Origin of the sequence: Natronomonas sp. EA1 (genome assembly GCF_051195035.1) — an archaeon.
Taxonomy (GTDB): Archaea; Halobacteriota; Halobacteria; order Halobacteriales; family Haloarculaceae; genus JBNTJV01.
In genome coordinates this window covers 222,226-238,913 of the sequence record NZ_JBNTJV010000004.1, presented here as the reverse complement: position 1 = coordinate 238,913, position 16,688 = coordinate 222,226, and the positions used below count along the sequence as shown (strand labels likewise).

At 68.1% G+C, this 16,688-nt stretch carries 18 protein-coding genes and 1 tRNA gene; 8 read left to right on the top strand and 11 right to left on the bottom strand.

Features of this window, described 5'->3' with window-relative positions; all coding sequences use genetic code 11:
• Nucleotides 1–10 precede the first annotated feature (10 nt).
• Nucleotides 11–1,084: a PGF-CTERM-anchored ABC transporter substrate-binding protein gene (locus ACQUQR_RS14710; RefSeq protein ID WP_435197261.1), complete on the bottom strand. Its 1,074-nt coding sequence runs from the start codon at nucleotides 1,082–1,084 to the stop codon at nucleotides 11–13.
• Between the two features lie 60 nt (nucleotides 1,085–1,144).
• Between ACQUQR_RS14710 and btuC the strand changes: the two genes are divergently transcribed.
• Nucleotides 1,145–2,194, top strand: coding sequence for a vitamin B12 ABC transporter permease BtuC (gene btuC / locus ACQUQR_RS14705; RefSeq protein WP_435197260.1), 1,050 nt, complete (start codon nucleotides 1,145–1,147; stop codon nucleotides 2,192–2,194).
• On the top strand, nucleotides 2,191–2,976 hold the full coding sequence (locus ACQUQR_RS14700) for an ABC transporter ATP-binding protein (protein ID WP_435197259.1): 786 nt from the start codon (nucleotides 2,191–2,193) through the stop codon (nucleotides 2,974–2,976). The genes btuC and ACQUQR_RS14700 overlap by 4 nt, the downstream gene beginning before the upstream one ends.
• Here ACQUQR_RS14700 and ACQUQR_RS14695 read toward each other — a convergent pair.
• Nucleotides 2,971–3,189 (bottom strand): hypothetical protein, encoded by a 219-nt coding sequence (locus tag ACQUQR_RS14695; RefSeq protein WP_435197258.1) that lies wholly within the window; start codon nucleotides 3,187–3,189, stop codon nucleotides 2,971–2,973. The genes ACQUQR_RS14700 and ACQUQR_RS14695 overlap by 6 nt on opposite strands.
• Nucleotides 3,190–3,267: 78 nt before the next feature.
• On the opposite strand from ACQUQR_RS14695, the gene ACQUQR_RS14690 reads away from it, so the two are divergent.
• Together ACQUQR_RS14690 and ACQUQR_RS14685 are read left to right on the top strand one after the other, a co-directional pair.
• Entirely contained in the window at nucleotides 3,268–3,993 is a 726-nt protein-coding gene (locus tag ACQUQR_RS14690; protein ID WP_435197257.1) for a CAP domain-containing protein, read from the top strand.
• A gap of 74 nt (nucleotides 3,994–4,067) precedes the next feature.
• Entirely contained in the window at nucleotides 4,068–4,322 is a 255-nt protein-coding gene (locus tag ACQUQR_RS14685; RefSeq protein WP_435197256.1) for a winged helix-turn-helix domain-containing protein, read from the top strand.
• On the opposite strand, the gene ACQUQR_RS14680 is transcribed toward ACQUQR_RS14685, so the two are convergent.
• From ACQUQR_RS14680 to ACQUQR_RS14670, 3 genes are all read right to left on the bottom strand, one after another.
• Entirely contained in the window at nucleotides 4,319–4,477 is a 159-nt protein-coding gene (locus ACQUQR_RS14680; RefSeq protein ID WP_435197255.1) for a DUF7563 family protein, read from the bottom strand. The genes ACQUQR_RS14685 and ACQUQR_RS14680 overlap by 4 nt on opposite strands.
• Before the next feature lie 63 nt (nucleotides 4,478–4,540).
• The gene (locus ACQUQR_RS14675) at nucleotides 4,541–5,053 is read right to left on the bottom strand and encodes a cupin domain-containing protein (protein ID WP_435197254.1); all 513 of its coding nucleotides are present in this window, start codon (nucleotides 5,051–5,053) and stop codon (nucleotides 4,541–4,543) included.
• A 65-nt stretch (nucleotides 5,054–5,118) separates the two neighbouring features.
• Nucleotides 5,119–6,270 carry an MFS transporter gene (locus tag ACQUQR_RS14670; RefSeq protein WP_435197299.1) on the bottom strand — a complete coding sequence of 384 codons (1,152 nt, stop codon included), beginning with the start codon at nucleotides 6,268–6,270 and terminating at the stop codon, nucleotides 5,119–5,121.
• 163 nt (nucleotides 6,271–6,433) lie between these two features.
• On the opposite strand from ACQUQR_RS14670, the gene ACQUQR_RS14665 reads away from it, so the two are divergent.
• Together ACQUQR_RS14665 and ACQUQR_RS14660 are read left to right on the top strand one after the other, a co-directional pair.
• The gene (locus tag ACQUQR_RS14665) at nucleotides 6,434–6,658 is read left to right on the top strand and encodes an antitoxin VapB family protein (protein ID WP_435197253.1); all 225 of its coding nucleotides are present in this window, start codon (nucleotides 6,434–6,436) and stop codon (nucleotides 6,656–6,658) included.
• Entirely contained in the window at nucleotides 6,658–7,041 is a 384-nt protein-coding gene (locus ACQUQR_RS14660; RefSeq protein WP_435197252.1) for a PIN domain-containing protein, read from the top strand. Before ACQUQR_RS14665 ends, ACQUQR_RS14660 begins: the two co-directional genes overlap by 1 nt.
• 89 nt (nucleotides 7,042–7,130) lie before the next feature.
• On the opposite strand, the gene ACQUQR_RS14655 is transcribed toward ACQUQR_RS14660, so the two are convergent.
• Nucleotides 7,131–7,203: transfer RNA gene (locus ACQUQR_RS14655), tRNA-Thr, on the bottom strand.
• 115 nt (nucleotides 7,204–7,318) lie between these two features.
• Nucleotides 7,319–8,293: a class I SAM-dependent methyltransferase gene (locus ACQUQR_RS14650; protein WP_435197251.1), complete on the bottom strand. Its 975-nt coding sequence runs from the start codon at nucleotides 8,291–8,293 to the stop codon at nucleotides 7,319–7,321.
• Between the two features lie 310 nt (nucleotides 8,294–8,603).
• Here ACQUQR_RS14650 and ACQUQR_RS14645 point away from each other — a divergent pair, with 310 nt between their 5' ends.
• Together ACQUQR_RS14645 and dph5 are read left to right on the top strand one after the other, a co-directional pair.
• Nucleotides 8,604–9,575 (top strand): YeiH family protein, encoded by a 972-nt coding sequence (locus tag ACQUQR_RS14645; protein ID WP_435197250.1) that lies wholly within the window; start codon nucleotides 8,604–8,606, stop codon nucleotides 9,573–9,575.
• Between the two features lie 45 nt (nucleotides 9,576–9,620).
• Nucleotides 9,621–10,403 carry a diphthine synthase gene (dph5, locus tag ACQUQR_RS14640; protein ID WP_435197249.1) on the top strand — a complete coding sequence of 261 codons (783 nt, stop codon included), beginning with the start codon at nucleotides 9,621–9,623 and terminating at the stop codon, nucleotides 10,401–10,403.
• Here the strand turns inward: dph5 and artA (ACQUQR_RS14635) are convergent.
• From artA (ACQUQR_RS14635) to ACQUQR_RS14620, 4 genes are all read right to left on the bottom strand, one after another.
• Nucleotides 10,395–11,438: an archaeosortase A gene (gene artA / locus ACQUQR_RS14635; protein WP_435197248.1), complete on the bottom strand. Its 1,044-nt coding sequence runs from the start codon at nucleotides 11,436–11,438 to the stop codon at nucleotides 10,395–10,397. The genes dph5 and artA (ACQUQR_RS14635) overlap by 9 nt on opposite strands.
• Nucleotides 11,439–11,451: 13 nt before the next feature.
• Entirely contained in the window at nucleotides 11,452–12,393 is a 942-nt protein-coding gene (gene artA / locus ACQUQR_RS14630; protein WP_435197247.1) for an archaeosortase A, read from the bottom strand.
• A gap of 77 nt (nucleotides 12,394–12,470) precedes the next feature.
• The gene (locus ACQUQR_RS14625; protein ID WP_435197246.1) at nucleotides 12,471–13,454 is read right to left on the bottom strand and encodes a hypothetical protein; all 984 of its coding nucleotides are present in this window, start codon (nucleotides 13,452–13,454) and stop codon (nucleotides 12,471–12,473) included.
• Nucleotides 13,455–13,586: 132 nt separating this feature from the next.
• The gene (locus tag ACQUQR_RS14620; protein ID WP_435197245.1) at nucleotides 13,587–16,490 is read right to left on the bottom strand and encodes a beta strand repeat-containing protein; all 2,904 of its coding nucleotides are present in this window, start codon (nucleotides 16,488–16,490) and stop codon (nucleotides 13,587–13,589) included.
• Nucleotides 16,491–16,688 lie beyond the last annotated feature (198 nt).

Sequence of the window (16,688 nt, the reverse complement as noted above, 5' to 3'; positions counted from 1 at the left end):
GAACGGAGTGTCAGGCGCGGGCGCGGCGAGCCAGCAGGGCCGCGCCGGCAGCCACGACGGCCGCGGGGACGCCGAAGCCGGCACCGTCACCCGCGGTGGGCGTGGGCTCCGGCGTCGGTTCGTCGGTCGGTTCCGGGGTCGGCGTGGGCGTCGGCGTCGACTCCAGCTCGGCTTTCGCCTCCGCGTACGCCTCCGGATGGAACGCCTTCACCAGCTTCGTCATCGGCTGGACCACGCGTGGGGCCGGCTGACTGATGAGGTTCCGGTCCACCGTGACGGTCTGGTTCTGCTGCATCGCGATCGTCGAGGTGTACGGCTCGCGGGCCGGGAACGTCGCGCCCGAGGGCTTCACGAGCCACTGCGGGTTCCGCTCGGCGACCACCTCGTCGTTGATGACCTTGTACCCCGAGATGCCGGCGTTCGCCGCGACGCTCTCACCGCCGGCCGTCTCGATGACGTCGTTGATGAACGTCCCCTTGCCGGCCGTGTAGTTGAAGAAGTAGTAGAGCACGCGCGGTCTATCCTCACCCTCGACCGTCGTCCGGATGAGCTCGACCTGCTCGCGCATCTCCGCGTTGGTCTCCTCGGCGGCGGCACACTCGCCGGTGAGTCGACCGACCTGGGTGGTCTTCTCGTAGATGGCCGACAGCGAGTCGCTGAAGTTGATCTTGAACACCGTGATACCGTTGGCCCGGAGGTCCTCGACCGTCGAATCGGGCGTGATGTTCGGCGCGATGACGAGGTCAGGCTCCAGCGCGACGACCTGCTCCTGGTTGACCGTGAAATCCGAGTTGAACACGTTCGTCTTCTCTGAGGAGCCCTCCAGATACGCGGAGTAGCTGTCGACGGGCATCCCGACGACCTTCTCCTTCGCGTCGAGCTCCCACATCACCTGTGCCGTGCTGTGTCCGAGCACGACGATGTCCTGCGGTTCTTCCTCGAGCGTTACCTCCGTGCCCGTGGCGTCCGTCGCGGAGTACGGAAAGCCACAGTTCTCCTGCGTCGCGGGCGCTGCTGCCACCGCACCGGTCCCGACGGGGACCGCGGCGAGCACCACCAGCAGGGCGATGAGTGTCTGTCGCATCGTCCCATCGTGGAACGGTATGCAATAAGTATTTACCTAATGCAAGCTCAGTTGCGAAGCATGCATCGGCGTGAACGAACCCTCGTCTGGAGCCTCGGTCTCACAGGGGTCCTCGTCGCCGTCGTTCTCGTCTCCGCGACGATGGGGCCCGTCGCCATCGGGTACGCCACCGTCGCCCAGGCGATGCTCAACGCCATCGCCGTCCCGACGCTCGCCGCAGGGGGCGTCACCCTCGTCCACCCGTTCTCCTTCCCCGTTCCCGGCCCTCACCAGACCATCGTCACGGGGCTCCGGCTCCCCCGCATCCTGCTGGGGGCCGTCGTCGGGTTCGCGCTCGCGACCGCCGGGACCGTGATGCAGGGCTTCTTCCGGAACCCGATGGCCGATCCCTCCATCATCGGCGTCTCCACGGGCGCCGCCGTGGGCGCGGTGGCGAGTATCGTCTTCCCCGTCTCCTTCCCGCTCAGCCTGCAGGCGGCCGCCGTGCTCGGCGCGCTGCTCGCCGGCTTCGGCGTCTACCTCATCGCCACCGACGGCGGACGGACCCCCGTCGCGACCCTGCTTCTGGCCGGCGTCGCCGTCCAGACCTTCTTAGGCGCCGTCATCTCGTTCATGCTGTTGCAGGCCGGCGACACCCTCCAGCGGGCCGTCTACTGGCTGATGGGCAGACTGGAGACGACCTCCTACTCGGAGGTAGCGGTGACGCTCGCCGTCACCCTGCCGACGTTCCTCGTCCTCCTCGTCTACGCGCGGGACCTGAACGTCCTCCTTCTGGGGGAGGAGGACGCCCACACCCTCGGCATCGACGTGGAGCGCACCAAGCGGGTGCTGCTCGCCGCGAGCTCCGTCGCCACGGCCGCGGCCGTCGCCGTCGCCGGCGTCATCGGCTTCGTCGGGCTCATCGTCCCGCACGTGATGCGCCTGCTCGTCGGCCCGGACCACCGCATCCTGCTCCCGACGAGCGCGCTCGCGGGCGCGGCGTTCCTCGTCGCCACCGACACCGCCGCCCGGATGGGGCCCGCGGAGATGCCCGTCGGCATCGTCACCGCCGCGCTCGGGGCACCCTTCTTCCTCTATCTCCTCCGCAAGCGGGAGGTGACGGCGCTGTGATCGCACTCGACGACGTGTGCGTGCGGCTCGGCGGGGAGCAGATCCTCGAAGCGGTCTCGCTCGACGTGGCGGAAGGGGAGTTCGTCGCCCTCGTCGGCCCGAACGGGGCCGGGAAGACGACGCTGCTCCGAACGATCAACGGCGTCGTCACCCCCGACGCGGGACGGGTGTCGGTCGCGGGCGAGCCCGTCCACGGCCGGTCCGCCCGCGACATCAGCCGGCGCGTCGCGACCGTCCAGCAGTCGACGGAGGTGCGCTTCGAGTTCACCGTCCGCCAGCTCGTCGAGATGGGGCGGACCCCCCATCGAGGCCGGTTCGGCCGCGACCCGGCGGGCCACGATGCCGTCGACGAGGCGCTCGACCGGACCGACACCGCGCAGTTCGCGGACCGGGCGGTGGGCACCCTCTCGGGCGGCGAACGCCAGCGCGTCCTCCTCGCGCGGGCGCTGGCACAGGACACGCCCGCCCTCCTGCTCGACGAGCCGACGGCGAGTCTCGACATCAACCACCAGGTCGCCACGCTCCAGCGGGTGCGGGAGCTCGCCGACCGCACCATCGTCGCCGCCATCCACGACCTCGACCTGGCCGCCCGGTTCTGCGACACGGTGGCCGTCCTCGGCGGCGGAACGCTCCACGCCGTCGGCCCCCCGGCGGCGGTGTTCGAACCGGACCTGCTCGAACGGGTGTTCGACACCCCCGTCGTCGTCCGGGAGGACCCCCTCACCGGGACGCCGACGGTGACGGCGCTCTCCGAACCCCTCGAACTCGCGAAGCGGTCATGAGCCACGTTCGGCGAGCGCCTCGCCGAGCGCGGCCCCGACCATGAGCGGCACCGCAAAGGAGAGCAGCACCACGAGGACGAACGTCGCCCAGCGCGGCCCGCCGGGTGGCCAGAGCAGGGGACCGGCAGACGCGAGCGGCTCTCGGAAGAGGACGAGCGTGACGAGGACGGCGAGGGCACCACCCGAGAGCCGGTAGCGGGTACGGCGGTTCATACGCCCGCTTCGGTCGCGGGGGGGAAATCGACAGCGGTCGCCGAAGGGGTTTATATAACGCGCGGCGTTGGGGAGAGCATGAACAAGGCCTTCCTCATCATCGTGGGGGTGATCATGCTCACCGCGATGGGCGTCGGGGCGCTCGTCGGGCTCCAGTTGGGTGACGGACCGGCCGTCGACGACCCGACCGAGACCCCGGTCGCGACTGACGGTAGGTCGAGTCCCGGGAACGGTGGCGGGAACGGCGGCGGCGAGGCCACGCCGACCGCGACGGCCACGCCGACACCGACCGCGACGGCCACGCCCGTCCCCCCACCGGAGCGGTTCGACGCGGCCGAGATCGAAACCGCCGTCCGCGAGGAGATCAACGCGCAGCGCGCGGACCGCGGCTACCGCGCGCTCGCCAGCGAATCGACGCTCAACGAGATGGCGGCGTTCCACAGCGACAACATGGCCGCTCAGGGGTTCGTCTCGCACGTCGCCGACGGCTTCACGACCGTCGAGCGCTACCAGCGGTTCGACGTGTACGACCGATGTAAGCTCTCGGATAACTCCGGAACCGGGATCCGCGACGGTAAGGAGATCGAGACCGTCGGGAAGACCGTCGCCGGCCGGGAGTACCAGGAGAACGGCGAGACCCGGATCAACGAGAACGAGCGAGAGGTCGCCCGTGCGGTCGTGAGCGCGTGGTTCGCGGAGCAGTCCAGCCGCCAGAAGCTCCTCTTGCAGGACGCGGACCAGGCCGGCGTCGGCGCGACGGTCACCGAGCGCGGTGACGTGTACGTGACCGTGGACCTCTGTTGACCCCGACGCGGGGTTCGTGCTATTCGTTCCCAATACTGTTAAGTGGTAGCAAACCACATGCAATACTTGCCACCATGGACCCCCACGAGCTCCGGCCGGCAGATGAGCGCATCCTCGAGTACCTCGGGAACAACCCACCGGAGTACATCCCGCTCATCGCCAATCGGCTCGGGATGCCGAACGGCTACGCGAAGCGTCGGTGTGAGCTGCTCATTGACCGTGGGCTGATGGAGCCCGTGACGAACGAGGCGATCTATCGGCTCACCGACCGTGGGGCACGCGTGCTCGCCGGCGAGAAGGGAGCGGTTCGCGCCGCGGACGACGCCTAGTTCCCGCGGGTCGACCGGGCGGTACGGACCTCCGCACCGTCACGGAGCTTGTCCTCACAGTTCGGGCAGACGCGAACCGTCGTCATATCGTCGGGCGCGAACACCCGGACGTAATCCTCAGTGACGAACGACTCGCAGTTGTGACACTGTGGCATACTCGCACAGCCACCACCCTCCCTCTTGTAGCTTTCGGAGCTATCAGAAATTCAACCAGTCACTCAGAGCGTGAACGTGTTCCCGCACTCCTTGCAGGTGTTCTCGAACCGGGCTTCGTCGGTGAGTTCGAGGGCGTGGCGCGTCTCCTCCCCGCACTCACGGCAGCCGATGAGCGATTCGAGTTCCTCCCAGTCGTGGGAGCCGGGGGCGCCGAACGCCCAGCCGACGAGCGTCTTCTCGCCCGTGTTGACGCCCGTCTGGAACTCCCCGGGGGCGAATCGGATGACCTCCCCCGCCTCGACGACGATCTCCGCGCGCTCGTTCGGTTCGTCCTCCTCGCCGTCCACCTGCCGCGCGAGCACCTCGAACGTCGCCGTCCCCTCCTCCACGTAGAACACCTCCTCCTGGTCGTGGTGGGTGTGGATCCCGCCGGAGAACGACTCCCCCGGCTTCAGCTCGAAGTAGTTCATCGCGAAGTCGGTCGTCTTGATGGCCTTCGAGACGGGCTTGCGGACGCTGTGGACGCCGAGGGGGTTGTTCTCCACGCGGACGTCCTCGATGGCGATTTTCTTCATGCGGCGGGGAGGGATGCCCGAGGGATAAACCCCGGTGCTGTTCGGGGTCTCCGGTTTCAGCCGGCTCACGCCCGCGCGTACGCGAGGATGCCCGCACACGCGAGCAGGCAGGCGGCGAGGCCGGCGAACGCCACCTCGTAGCCGAACCACGTCGCCGTCACACCCACGTACGCCGGGCCGAGCGCCCCGATACCGAGGAAGACCGCCCGCGCCGCACCCAGGTCACCACCCGCGTTCCGGTCGGGCGCGGCATCGAGCAGCATCGCATCCACGAGCGGGAACTGCGTCTTGTACCCCACCGCGAGCACGGCGATGGCGAGCCCGATTGCGAGTTTCGAGGTGGCAACGACGACCCCACCGAGCGCCACCGCCGCGAGCAGCAGCCCTCCGACCGCGATGGACCGCCGCGAGAACCGGTCGGAGAGCGCCCCCGCCGCCGGCTTCGTGAGGATGCCGACGGCGAAGACGAGCGAGAAGCCGAGCGCCGCCGTCGCCTGCGTGAACCCCTTCGCCGCCACGAGATACGTCGTGAGGAAGTTGATCCACCCGCCGACCATGAAATAAAAGAGGGAGTAGGCGACGAGCGTCAGCCGCTGTTCGCGCGTCGTCGCCAGCCGCCGGACCGTCGCGAGGACGCCACCGACGGCGGTTCCGGAGTCGTCGCTCCCCGACTCGGACGCGGGCCACAGCGGCTCGCGGTTCCAGACCCCGTAGACGACCCCGACCAGCGCCAGCGCCACCGCGATGGGGAAGAAGGGCGTCCGCCACGACGCGCCGACGATGACGACGGCGACGAGCGCGGAGGCCAGCCCACCCACGTCCGTCCCCGCGGCGTAGATGCCGAGCGCCCGCCCCCGTCGCTCGACGAACAGGTCCGAGAGCCGCGCTCTGGACGGGATGGCGTAGAGCCCCTTGCCGACCCCGAGCAGCAGGGTCCCGACGAAGAACGGGAGGAACGTCTCCGCGCGTCCGATGACGAGGAACGCGACCGCCAACACGGCGACCCCGGGGAGGACGAGCGCGGCCCGCGAGCGCACGTCGGAGAGCCGGCCGCTCGGGTACTGCGTCACGGCGTAGACGACCTGGAACACCCCGAGTGCGATGCCCGCGGTGGCCTCCGTGATGGCCAGCGACTCGATGATACTCGGCAGGAGCGCGGAGAGCAGGAACCGGCCGGTCTGCAACAGCGCCCACGCCAGCGCCAGCGCGCCGAGCACCCGGCCCGCGTGGCCACGGAAAGATTCCTCGTCCACGACCGGAATCGATGGGCCTGTCGGCCTTGAGTGGCCCGGAACGCCGTCGAGGGGAGTACTCGGGGTGCCCAACTCCGTCACCCTCACGGGACCAACGCTTATTGTCTGTGTACACGTACACGTACACATGGGAACGAAGACGATCACCGTCACCGAGGAGGCGTACGAGCGTCTGAAGGCGCACAAGCGGAAGGGAGAGAGTTTCACGGATACGCTCCTGCGGATCACCGACCCTGGCGACCCGATGCGCGGCTTCGGCGCGATGGCCGACGTGGACGGGTTCCGAGCAGCCGCGACGGACTCGCGTGCGCGACTCGACGACGACCTCCGCGAACGCGAGCGTCGGCGATAATGCTCGCGTTCGATACCTCGTTTCTCATCGACTACCTCGACGGCGTGCCCGCAGCCGGGGAGTTCGTCGAACAGCACCGAGACCGGCCGCTCCACACGCCCGCACTCGCGCTCTTCGAGGTGTACCGCGGCGGGGCTCGCACGGGCGGCCGCGCGCACGTCGAGCGCGTCCGCGACGCCCTCGAATGGGTCGACCCCCTCCCCCTCGACGACGCCGCAGCCGAGGAAGCCGCACTCGTCGAAGCCGAACTGCTCGACGCCGGCCGCCCGATCAATCTCGGCGACATCCTCATCGCCGGTATCTGTCGTCACCACGGCGCGGACCTCGTCACCCGAGACGGACACTTCGAGCAGGTGGACGGGTTGACGGTGGTGGCGTACTGAACGAGAGCCACTCCCCAATCGCAACGGTACCCGCTCACGACCGCGAGCACACGCGACGCGGTGCTCGCGGGTCAGTTCGTCACAGAAAGAGCCGGTGGAGGGATTTGAACCCCCGGCCTATTCCTTACGAAGGAATCGCTCTGCCAGCTGAGCTACACCGGCGTACTCGTTTCACTCGCACGCCGAACCCTGCATCGCTTCGCTCTGCAGGACACCGGCGTGATGTACACTCATCCATCCGGCGATAATCGCAATAAGGGTTGCGAATCGGACACGGTCAGCGAGTCAGTCGCACGTCCAGACAGACGTTGAGTTCGTGGGGAGCGTACGACCGGACGACCCGTTCCGTCTCCACGGCGACCGTATACCCCGCGGGCTCGGCGGCCTCGCGGATGGCCTCGAGACCGGGGGCGAAGGGGGCCTCGTCGTGCTGGATGTCGTAGTAGTGGAGGACGCAGTCGTCCGCGGCGAGCGCGACGGCGGTGTCGAGGAACTCGTTCGCGCTGTGCGGGAGGTTCGCGACGAGGCGGTCGGCCCAGTTCTCGTACTCCGGGACGAGCTCGCGGACGTTCCCGTGGATCGGCGTCACCCGGTCGGCCACGGCGTTGCGCTCCGCGTTCCGGCGGAGGTAGTCGACGGCGGCCTCGTTGAGGTCGCAGCCGACGCACTCGGCCCCGCGTCGTGCGGCGGGGATGACGAACGGGCCGACGCCGGCGAACATATCGAGGAACCGCTCGTCCTCGCGGACCTGCTCCGTGACGCGGTGGCGTTCCGTGGCGAGTCGGGGGGAGAAGTAGACCCGGGCGATGTCGAGCTCGAAGGCGCAGCCGTACTCCCGGTGGACGGTCTCCGTGCCGTTCCCCGCGAGGACGTCCCAGTCGCGGACCCGGAGCTCGCCTTTGATCTTCGACGCGCGGTTCACCACGGTCTTGGCGGGGAGGTCCGAGGCCATGACGGCGTCCGCGATGGCCTGTGCCCGCTCGTCGTCGTCCTCGTCGATGATGACGATGTCGCCGAGCCGTTCCAGCGAGGGGTCGAACCCCAGTAGGTCCGCGGGGGTGGTCTGGGTCTCCCGTTCGGGGGCGTCGAACGCGACGACCTCGAACGAATCGGGGGCGTCGGTGACGGGGAGGTAGAGCCAGCCGTCCTCGACGGTGATGTCGTAGCGGGTGTCGAGACAGTCGCGGTCGGCGAGCGCCTGCCGGGTCTCCTCGCCCGCCTGCGGCCGGACGCGCACGCACGGGACGGTCATTGTCTCAGTCTCGTGGACGGGCCGCGGTAAGGCTGACGCTTCCCGCCTCCGTCGATGGAGAGGCTCATAGCTACCAGCGACTCTTGCTGGTACCCACGTCACAGAGCCGCATCCGTCACTGGAAAACGCAACCCTTGCCGCCGCTTGCGACACGTCTTTAGGGGTCACCCTCGGAGACGGAAACGAGTATGTTTGGCCGGCGACGGATGACGCGGACCGTGCGACGACGGTGGCACTCCCTGGAAGAGGGCTGGCAGGCGACGGTGCTCGGGTGGGCGCTGCTGCTCACCGTGTTCGGCTGGCAGCTGCTGTGAGCCGGCGGCTCCTTCCCGGGCTCCTCCTCCTCGCGGCCATCGCCGTCGTCGCACGGCTCGTCGCGGGGGCCGTCCCCGCGCTGAACGACCTGGTTCTCGCCATCGCCATCGGTGCCCTGCTCGGGAACGCCGTCTCGCTCCCCGCGTCGGTGGAGCCGGGGCTCGCGAAGAGCGGCCTCTTCCTGGAGACGGGGATCGTCCTCCTCGGTGCGAGCCTCTCGCTCGGCGCGGTCGCCGCGGCCGGCCCGCGAGTCGCGCTGCTCGTCGTCGGCACGGTCGCGTTCGGCCTCCTCGCGGTCACCCTCGCCGCACGCGCCGTCGGCATCCCCGACCCCGTCGCGGCCCTGCTCGCCGCGGGGGCGTCCGTGTGTGGCGTCTCCGCGGTCGTCGCGGCGGCGGGCGTCCTCGACGTGGAGGAGTCGGATATCGCCTACGCCGCGGCGACGGTGCTGCTGTTCGACGCCGTGACGCTCGTCACCTTCCCCCTCATCGGCGAGCTGCTCGCGCTTCCCGCCAGGCAGTTCGGCGTCTGGGCCGGCCTGACGATGTTCTCGACCGGCCCCGTCACGGCCGCGGGGTTCGCCTACGCCCCCGGCGCGGGCGAGTGGGCCACCCTCACGAAGCTGGTCCGGAACACCCTCATCGGGGGTGTCGCCGTCGCCTACTCCGTCGCCTACGCGCGCGGCGGCCCCCGGCTGGGCCAGCTCTGGACGGAGTTCCCGAAGTTCCTGCTCGGCTTCCTCCTCGTCGCCACCGTCGCCAACAGCGGCCTCCTCTCCCCGGCCTCGCTCGACCGTATCGGGACCGCCACCGACTGGCAGTTCCTGTTGGCGTTCGCGGGCCTCGGCTTCGACATCCGGCTCGACCGGATGCGCGAGACCGGCATCGCCCCCATCGGCGTCGTCTTCGGGTATCTCGTCGTCGTGGGAACTCTGACCCTGCTCGCGGTGCGTGCGCTCGGCCTGTAAGGGGGAATCCACGCCGCTTATTCGCCTCCTCGCCCGAGGGGAGGTATGCTCACCTTCATCGGCCTCGGGCTCTACGACGAGCGCTCCATCACCGTCGAGGGGCGGGATATCCTCCAGGAGGCGGACGCCGTCTTCGCGGAGTTCTACACCTCGAAACTCGCGGGCGCGACCGTCGACGAGCTGGAAGCGTACCACGACATCGACATCGACGTGCGCGACCGGGAGGGAACCGAACAGCACCCCGAGCCCATCCTCGACGCCGCTGAGGATGGTCACGCCGTCTTCCTCACCGCGGGCGATACGATGATCTCGACGACCCACGTCGACCTCCGACTGCGGGCCCACGACCGCGGGATCGACACCCGGGTCGTCCACGGCACCACCGCGGAGGCGGCCGCCTCCTCGCTCACCGGCCTGCAGAACTACCGGTTCGGGAAGGCGACCACCCTCCCGTTTCCCTACGCGCACGGCGGCGAGGGCGTTCCCGACTCGATGACCGAGACCATCGAGGCGAACCGCGAGCGCGGCCTCCACACGCTCGTCTTCCTCGATATCAAAGCGGAGAAGGGAGACTACATGACCGCGGACGTGGCGGCGGACCTGCTCGCCGAGCACTGGGAGCCGGAGACGCTGGCCGTCGCCGTCTGCCGGGCCGGAAGCCCGGAACCGCTCGTCGTCGCCGACCGGCTCGACGCCCTCACACAGCGGGAGTTCGGCGACCCGCTCCACCTGCTCGTCGTCCCCGGCAGCCTCCACTACCTCGAACGGGACGCACTGGTGGGGCTCGCGGACGCCCCCGAGGACGCCGCGGACGAGCTGTTAGTCTGAGACCGGCGCCGGCCGGGGCTCCTCACTCTCCTCACCCTCCTCGGTCTTCTCGCTCTCCTCACCCGGCTCCAGCGTCGCCCCCAGGTCGTACTCGTTCCCCGTCGCGACGTACAGCAGGTCCTCCACCGGGGTCAGGACCTCCGGCAGCTCGCGCACGACGAGATACGTCACCGCGACGAGCGCGACGACGGAGAGCGACTGCGCGATGACCCGGTCGGCGACGAAGTACGAGACCATGTAGGGGTCGTCCGTCCCGAACGCGGCCATCACCAGGTCGGGAAACACGTGGGCGTACTGGTGGCCGAAGGAGAGCCCGATGAAGACGTTTCGGACGAGGTTCAGCGCGTAGATGACGGGGATGGAGACGGCGAACGCGCGGACTTTTCTGGAGAGAGGCGCCCGCACCCCGGCGATGAGCCCCGCGAAGATGGCCATGCTCCCGAGCCCCGTACACGCGAGGACGATGGTGTAGGTGATGGGCCGGCCGTCGTAGGTGAAGAAGAACGTGTTCTCGTAGGGGGCGTACTTCCCCGCGTACGTGGCCGTGCGCTCCGGGCCGAACTCGTAGAACGCGGCCACCCGGCGCGCGGCCTCGTCCCACGGGATGAGGGTGGGCTCGAAGCCGAGCAGGGTCATCAGGAACCGCGTCTGGCCGGCGACCACCTCGACGAGCCATTCTTGAAGCCAGGGAACCGCTTCGAACGGCATGAAGACGACGCCCATCACGGCGACGGCTCGCGAGAGGACGACCAGCGAGTCACGCCCCCCGAGGAGCAGCCGGGCCACGTGGAGGCTCGCCGGGGCCGCGACGACAGCTCCCACCCCCTCGATGGCGGACTTCTGGACGAACGCGAAGTGGGGCGCCTGAAACGCCCAGAACAGCCCGAAGACGGCCCACGCGCCCGCGAGGAGCCACCGCGCGCGCGGCTCGTCGCGGTACTGTGCGAGCGCGCCGACCGCGAACAGGGCGACGACGAACCACGCGAACGGGACCGCGATGGCGTCGTAGACGGCGGTGTAGGTCTCGAGGGGCATGGGGAGGCTCAGTTCAGTCGCGACGACCGTCCTCGACCCGGGCGCCACCGTCCGCGCGCATCCCACCGCGCGGGGGCTCGCGACCCTCACCGAGGTCGTGCTCCTGGCGAGTGAGGAGGAACAGCACGTCCTGGACGACCACCTTCAGCTCGGGGAGATACCGGAGGACGGCAAAGAGGATGGCGACGAGCGCCACGACCGAGGCGGACTGGGCGATGATGCGGTCGGCGACGTAGAACGACACCGTCCGCGGGTCGACGTTGCCGAACAGCGCGTAGACGACCGTCGCCATCCAGTCGGCCGTGAACCACTGTTTCCCCTGGCCGAGCGCGATGAAGACGTTCCGAACGAGGTTCAGCGCCCAGATGACGGGGACGCTCACGGCGAGCGCCTGGAGCTTCCGGGAGAGGGGCGCCCGCACCGCGGCGATGAGCCCGATGAAGATGGTCGCGCTCCCGAGCCCCGTACACGCGAGGAGGATGTCCTGTGCGTAGAGGTGGCCGTTCGTCTCGAAGAGGATGCGACTCTCCAGCCCCTCCGGGCCGGTGACGAGCTGCGGGTCGTAGCCGAGCCGTTCGACGGCCCAGACGATCTGGACGGTCGTGGTCTCGATGAGCGGCTCGTAGAGGACGGCGAGCGTCGTCGCCGGGAGGTAGATGAGCCCCATGACGGCGACGCCCCTGGAGAGCACCATCAGCGTGTCGCGCCCGCGGTAGAGCAGATAGCCGGTGTAGAGGCTCGCCGGGACGGCGACGGCCGAGAGCACGCCCTCGATGATGGAGCGCTGCTCGAAGGCGAAGTGGGGGACGAGCGCGAGCCAGAAGACGGCGAAGACGGCCCACGCGCCCGCGGTGAGCGTCCGACCCGTACGCGCGTCGTACCGCTCGACGAGCGCACCGACGACGAACGCCAGCACCGAGGCCCACGCGAGGAGATCGGTCGGTCCCTGTGGCATATCCATGAGTGGGAGCGACTCCGGTAAATCCTTGGTGGTTGTCGGTACGGCGGGTACCGAACCGTTACTCCACCGACTCAGTGGACGTCCCAGAGCACCCGCGTCGCCATGTGTCGGGCGTTGTACCCCTCCAGCCCCTCGCCCATCACGCCGGTGAGATTCAGGTCGTCGTACAGCGTCGTGTGCGTGTAGTCGACGAAGGTGACCGGCATGCGGAGCCCACCGTCCACGCGCTGAAGGCTCACCAGCCCCGTGTAGACGTGTTTGTGCCGCTCGTCGTAGACGTAGCAGGCGGCGACCGGCGCGACCTGCTTCGCGGGGGCGACCGCCTGGAACGCCTGGATCGACCGCACCGTGAGCTCCGTACAGAACAGCCCCGAGTTCTCCCCGGAGACGAGCGCCTCGAAGGACGTGGGCGACTCGAAATACTCGCGGAGGTCCACGGCCCCGAAGAGGACGTTGTCCTCCACGCTCCCCGCCAGATAGCGCGGGATGTCGTAGGAGCTGTACTCGCGAAAGCCCTCCGCGAGCCCCCACGCGAGTGCGCGGGTGTCCGCGGCGTCGGCATCGGCGAACTCGCTCACGAACGCCGGATCCGCCGTGCCACGGCCACGGAGGAAACCCGTCGAAAGCGGCAGCGCGTCCGCCTCGACCGAATCGAAGAACGCCTCGCTCTTCGACGGGACGAGCGAGAACTCCCCGCGGTGGAGCGCCCGCAGGTCCGTGAACCCCTGTCGCAGTCGCCCGTCGAACCCGAACCGTGCGTCGGCCTCGCGGATCTCCGCGTCCGAGGCGTCGAGCGGGAGCGTCACCACCGTGTCTCCCTCGTCTTCCCCCGCCGTCAGCCGGACGAGCCCGTCCCAGTGTTCGATTTTTACCCCTCCATACTCGAACCGGTGGAGCCCCTCGAACAGCCCGTCGCGGAGGAGGGGTTTCAGCTCCTGGTCGAGGAGGTTCGTCCCGAGCGGGCCGTACCCCAGAAGCACGTTGTCGACGGCCTTCCCCGTCGCCACGGCTCCGAGGCCGCCACCGGCGAGTGTGAGGAAGCGTCGTCGGTCCATGTTCGGGGGTTCGTGTCCGGCGGTAAGTATCTTCTTCACGCCCCCGCGGCCACGGGCCATAGCTGTCGCTGGGTGGCGTGAAAGAAAGGAAAATCCACGGATTACCGGGGTGGGACCCGGTTATTCAGCGACTTAGTTGCGGCGGAGCGCGAGGAGCGCAGCGCCGGCGAGCGCGATGAGCGAGACAGCCAGACCGAACCCGGGCTGACCGGTCTCGGTCGGCGTCGGGGTCTCAGTCGGCGTCGGCTCCGGCGTCGGCTCCGGCGTCGGCTCCGGCGTCGGCTCCGGCGTCGGCTCCGGCGTCGGCTCCGGCGTCGGCTCCGGCGTCGGCTCCGGCGTCGGCTCCGGCGTCGGCTCCGGCGTCTCGATCGTCACGGTCGCGCCGTCGAGGACGATGTTGCCCTGGGCGTCCGTGTACGGACCGTCGGCCGCGCCTTCGCTGGAGACGAAGTCGTAGGCCTGGTTGCCGTTGGTGTCGAGGTGCGGCATCGCGTAGAGCGTCTGGGTCTCGTCAACACCGCTGACGGAGACCTGGACGTTCGAGTGCGAGCCGGCCGCGAGGTAGCTGGACGTGCCGCGGACGCTGTCGAAGACAGCGCCGTCGAGCAGCGACGCGTCGTGGATGGTGATGAAGCCACCCTCCGAGAGGGACGCGGAAGCGACCGTCACGGAGTCACCAGACGAGGTCTGGTTGTTGAACGTGACCGTGGCGCGGGCGGGCGGCTGGACAACGCCAGTAACAGGGTTCTCAGTCGAGACCGCACCCGTGACCGTCACGTCGAACGTCACGTTGGTCGAGACGTTCGTGAAGTCGAACGAGGCGTTGAAGGTGCCGTCCTCCTGAACCGTCGCGGTCTGGCTCTTGAGGAACGGCGAGGTGCCCGTGGACTTCGCGCGGATGGTCAGCGAGCTACCGGGGGCGACCGAGGTCTCACCAGAGATGGTCTGGTTCGCCGCGGCGTTCACGACGACGCGCTCGTCACCGTTGAAGTCCTGCGTGTCGACGGAGATGTCACGCTTGACGACCTCGAAGGTCGCGTTGACGGACTGGTCAGACTTCTTGACGATGTCGTTACCGTCGTCCGAAGCAGAGCGCTTCGTCGAGAGGTCATCGTCACCGGCCGTGCCCTTCTCAACCGTGAAGATGGCGCGGTACTTGTCACCAGCATCGACATCCGTTGCGTCGGTGTCGAGGACGAGGAGGAACTGGTTGTTCTCAGCGTCCGCGTAGACCGAGCCGGTCGAGACGTCGATGTAGTTCGGCTGGCTGTTCGTGCCGGGGTTGGTCTGAACAACCGTAACGTTCAGACCCTCGCCACCGGTCGAGAGCTGCTGTGCGTCGTCGAGGTAGCCGTAGAGGCCGGACGCGTCGACGCGGAGGATGATCTGGTCGCCGTCGGCGACCTCGTCAGCCGGCGTCTGGGCGGCCAGAACCTCGGACGCGTTCGCGTACTCGTCGTTGCTGGTCGTGCCAGCGTTGGACGGAGCGACGTGCGTCGTAATTCCGTTCGTGCTGCGCTCGCGGATGGAGAGCACAGCGACGTCCTTCTCGTTGGTGTCGACGGAGACGGACAGCTCGTACTCACCGGTCTCGAGGACGCGGACGGAGGACGACTGCAGGACAGACGTCACGTCGACGGTGTCCGAGTCGCCCGCCGCGCTGAATGCGGCATCCTCAGTGGACTCCGAGGCCGTGCCAGCCGTGTAGGTGTTCATCTGGACCGTGACCTCACCGTCACCGTCTTCGTCGGTGACAGTAAGCGTCGACTGGTAGTTCACGTCGGAGGAACCGACAGTGACCGTGGCAGTGTCCGTCGAGGTGAGCTCAACGGTGAACTCTGCGACGTCACCGCGGTCCTCCGTCACGACGGCGTTCGCGAAGGCAGCGTCCGTCGAAGCGGCGTCCTGCACCTGGATGGTGTCGGAGAAGGACTTCTCCGTGTCCGTAACTTCCACGTTGAACGTGTAGTTGCCGGGGTTGACCGAGGAGAAGTCGGCCGCGAGGTTCACGTCGTTGCCGGAGATGTCCTGCTGGACGCCGGCGAGGTTCGTGTTGTCGTCACCGAAGACGGTCGTGAGCTTGGAGTTGCTCAGACTGCTCGAGGTGATGTTCACGGTGTACGAGACACGGTTCGACTGAACGTTGAGGTTCGTCGTACCCGTGGTCACGTCGTCAGTGAAGCCACCGGAGAGCGTCTGGACGGTGACCGCGAAGCGAGCGCCCGCCAGGTTGTTACCGGGAGCGATCTCGCTCTGCTGTACACCGTTGCTGAAGACCTGCGCGTTGTCAGATCCGTCCTCGATGATATACGTGCCGTCGAGGTTGCCAGTGTTGACGATAGCCTCGCCGTTCGCGTCAAGCGCGATCTGCGAGACGAAGGAGTTCGAGGTCTTCTGCCACTGGTTGTTCACGAGTTCGACCTTGTGGATCTCGTAGGTCGCATCAGCGTCGCCCTTGTTCTTGATGAACAGCGACTGACCCTGCCAGTAACGGAAGTCGTTACCGGAGCCCTGCGTCGAGAGCTTGCGCTCGGCGTTGGGCGCGGAGACCTGCGTGTCACCGGCGACGACATCCAGTGTGTCGGTAGCCGTGTTACCGGAGTAGCTGGACTGCGGGCTGACGACAATTTCACCCTGGTAGTTACCAGCCGAGCTCGGGTTGGTGAACTTCTGGTTGTTGACCGAGATGGTGTAGGTCGTACCCTGCTGGAGCGTGACCGAGCTCTGCAGGTTCACCGTCAGCGTCGCACCGTTGTTGCTTCGTTCGACGGTGCTAACAGTCCCAGCGCTGAACGTCACGTCCGACGACGAGATATCGCTGGCGAACCCGTTGTCGAACCCGTCAGCGTTGGCGAACGTGATCTTAAACTGACTGTGGTCATTGTTGTTTACGTCTGCACTATCTGCGTCGAAAGACGCGTCGAGGTTCGTTACCGCACCGGCCTCTGCGTTGCCGGTGGCGGTAATTGAACCATTAGCGGCCGCGGCCGCACTTCCGGCGAACGCGACGGTGCCCGCGAAAACGGACAGCACCATCAGCGTAGCCAGGAAGAGGCCACGAAGTTTGTTTCCTGTCATAGTTTGTGTACCGGACGGCGACAGGGCGTTTTCCGCGGGAAGGCCGCGACGGTGTCGCGGGAAGACCCTCGCACGGTACTCCGTACTGTCACCATGGGTAGGGGTACGACTGTAACCACTGTCTCTCGTTATAAATGTTTTGTGGTCACCCACGTT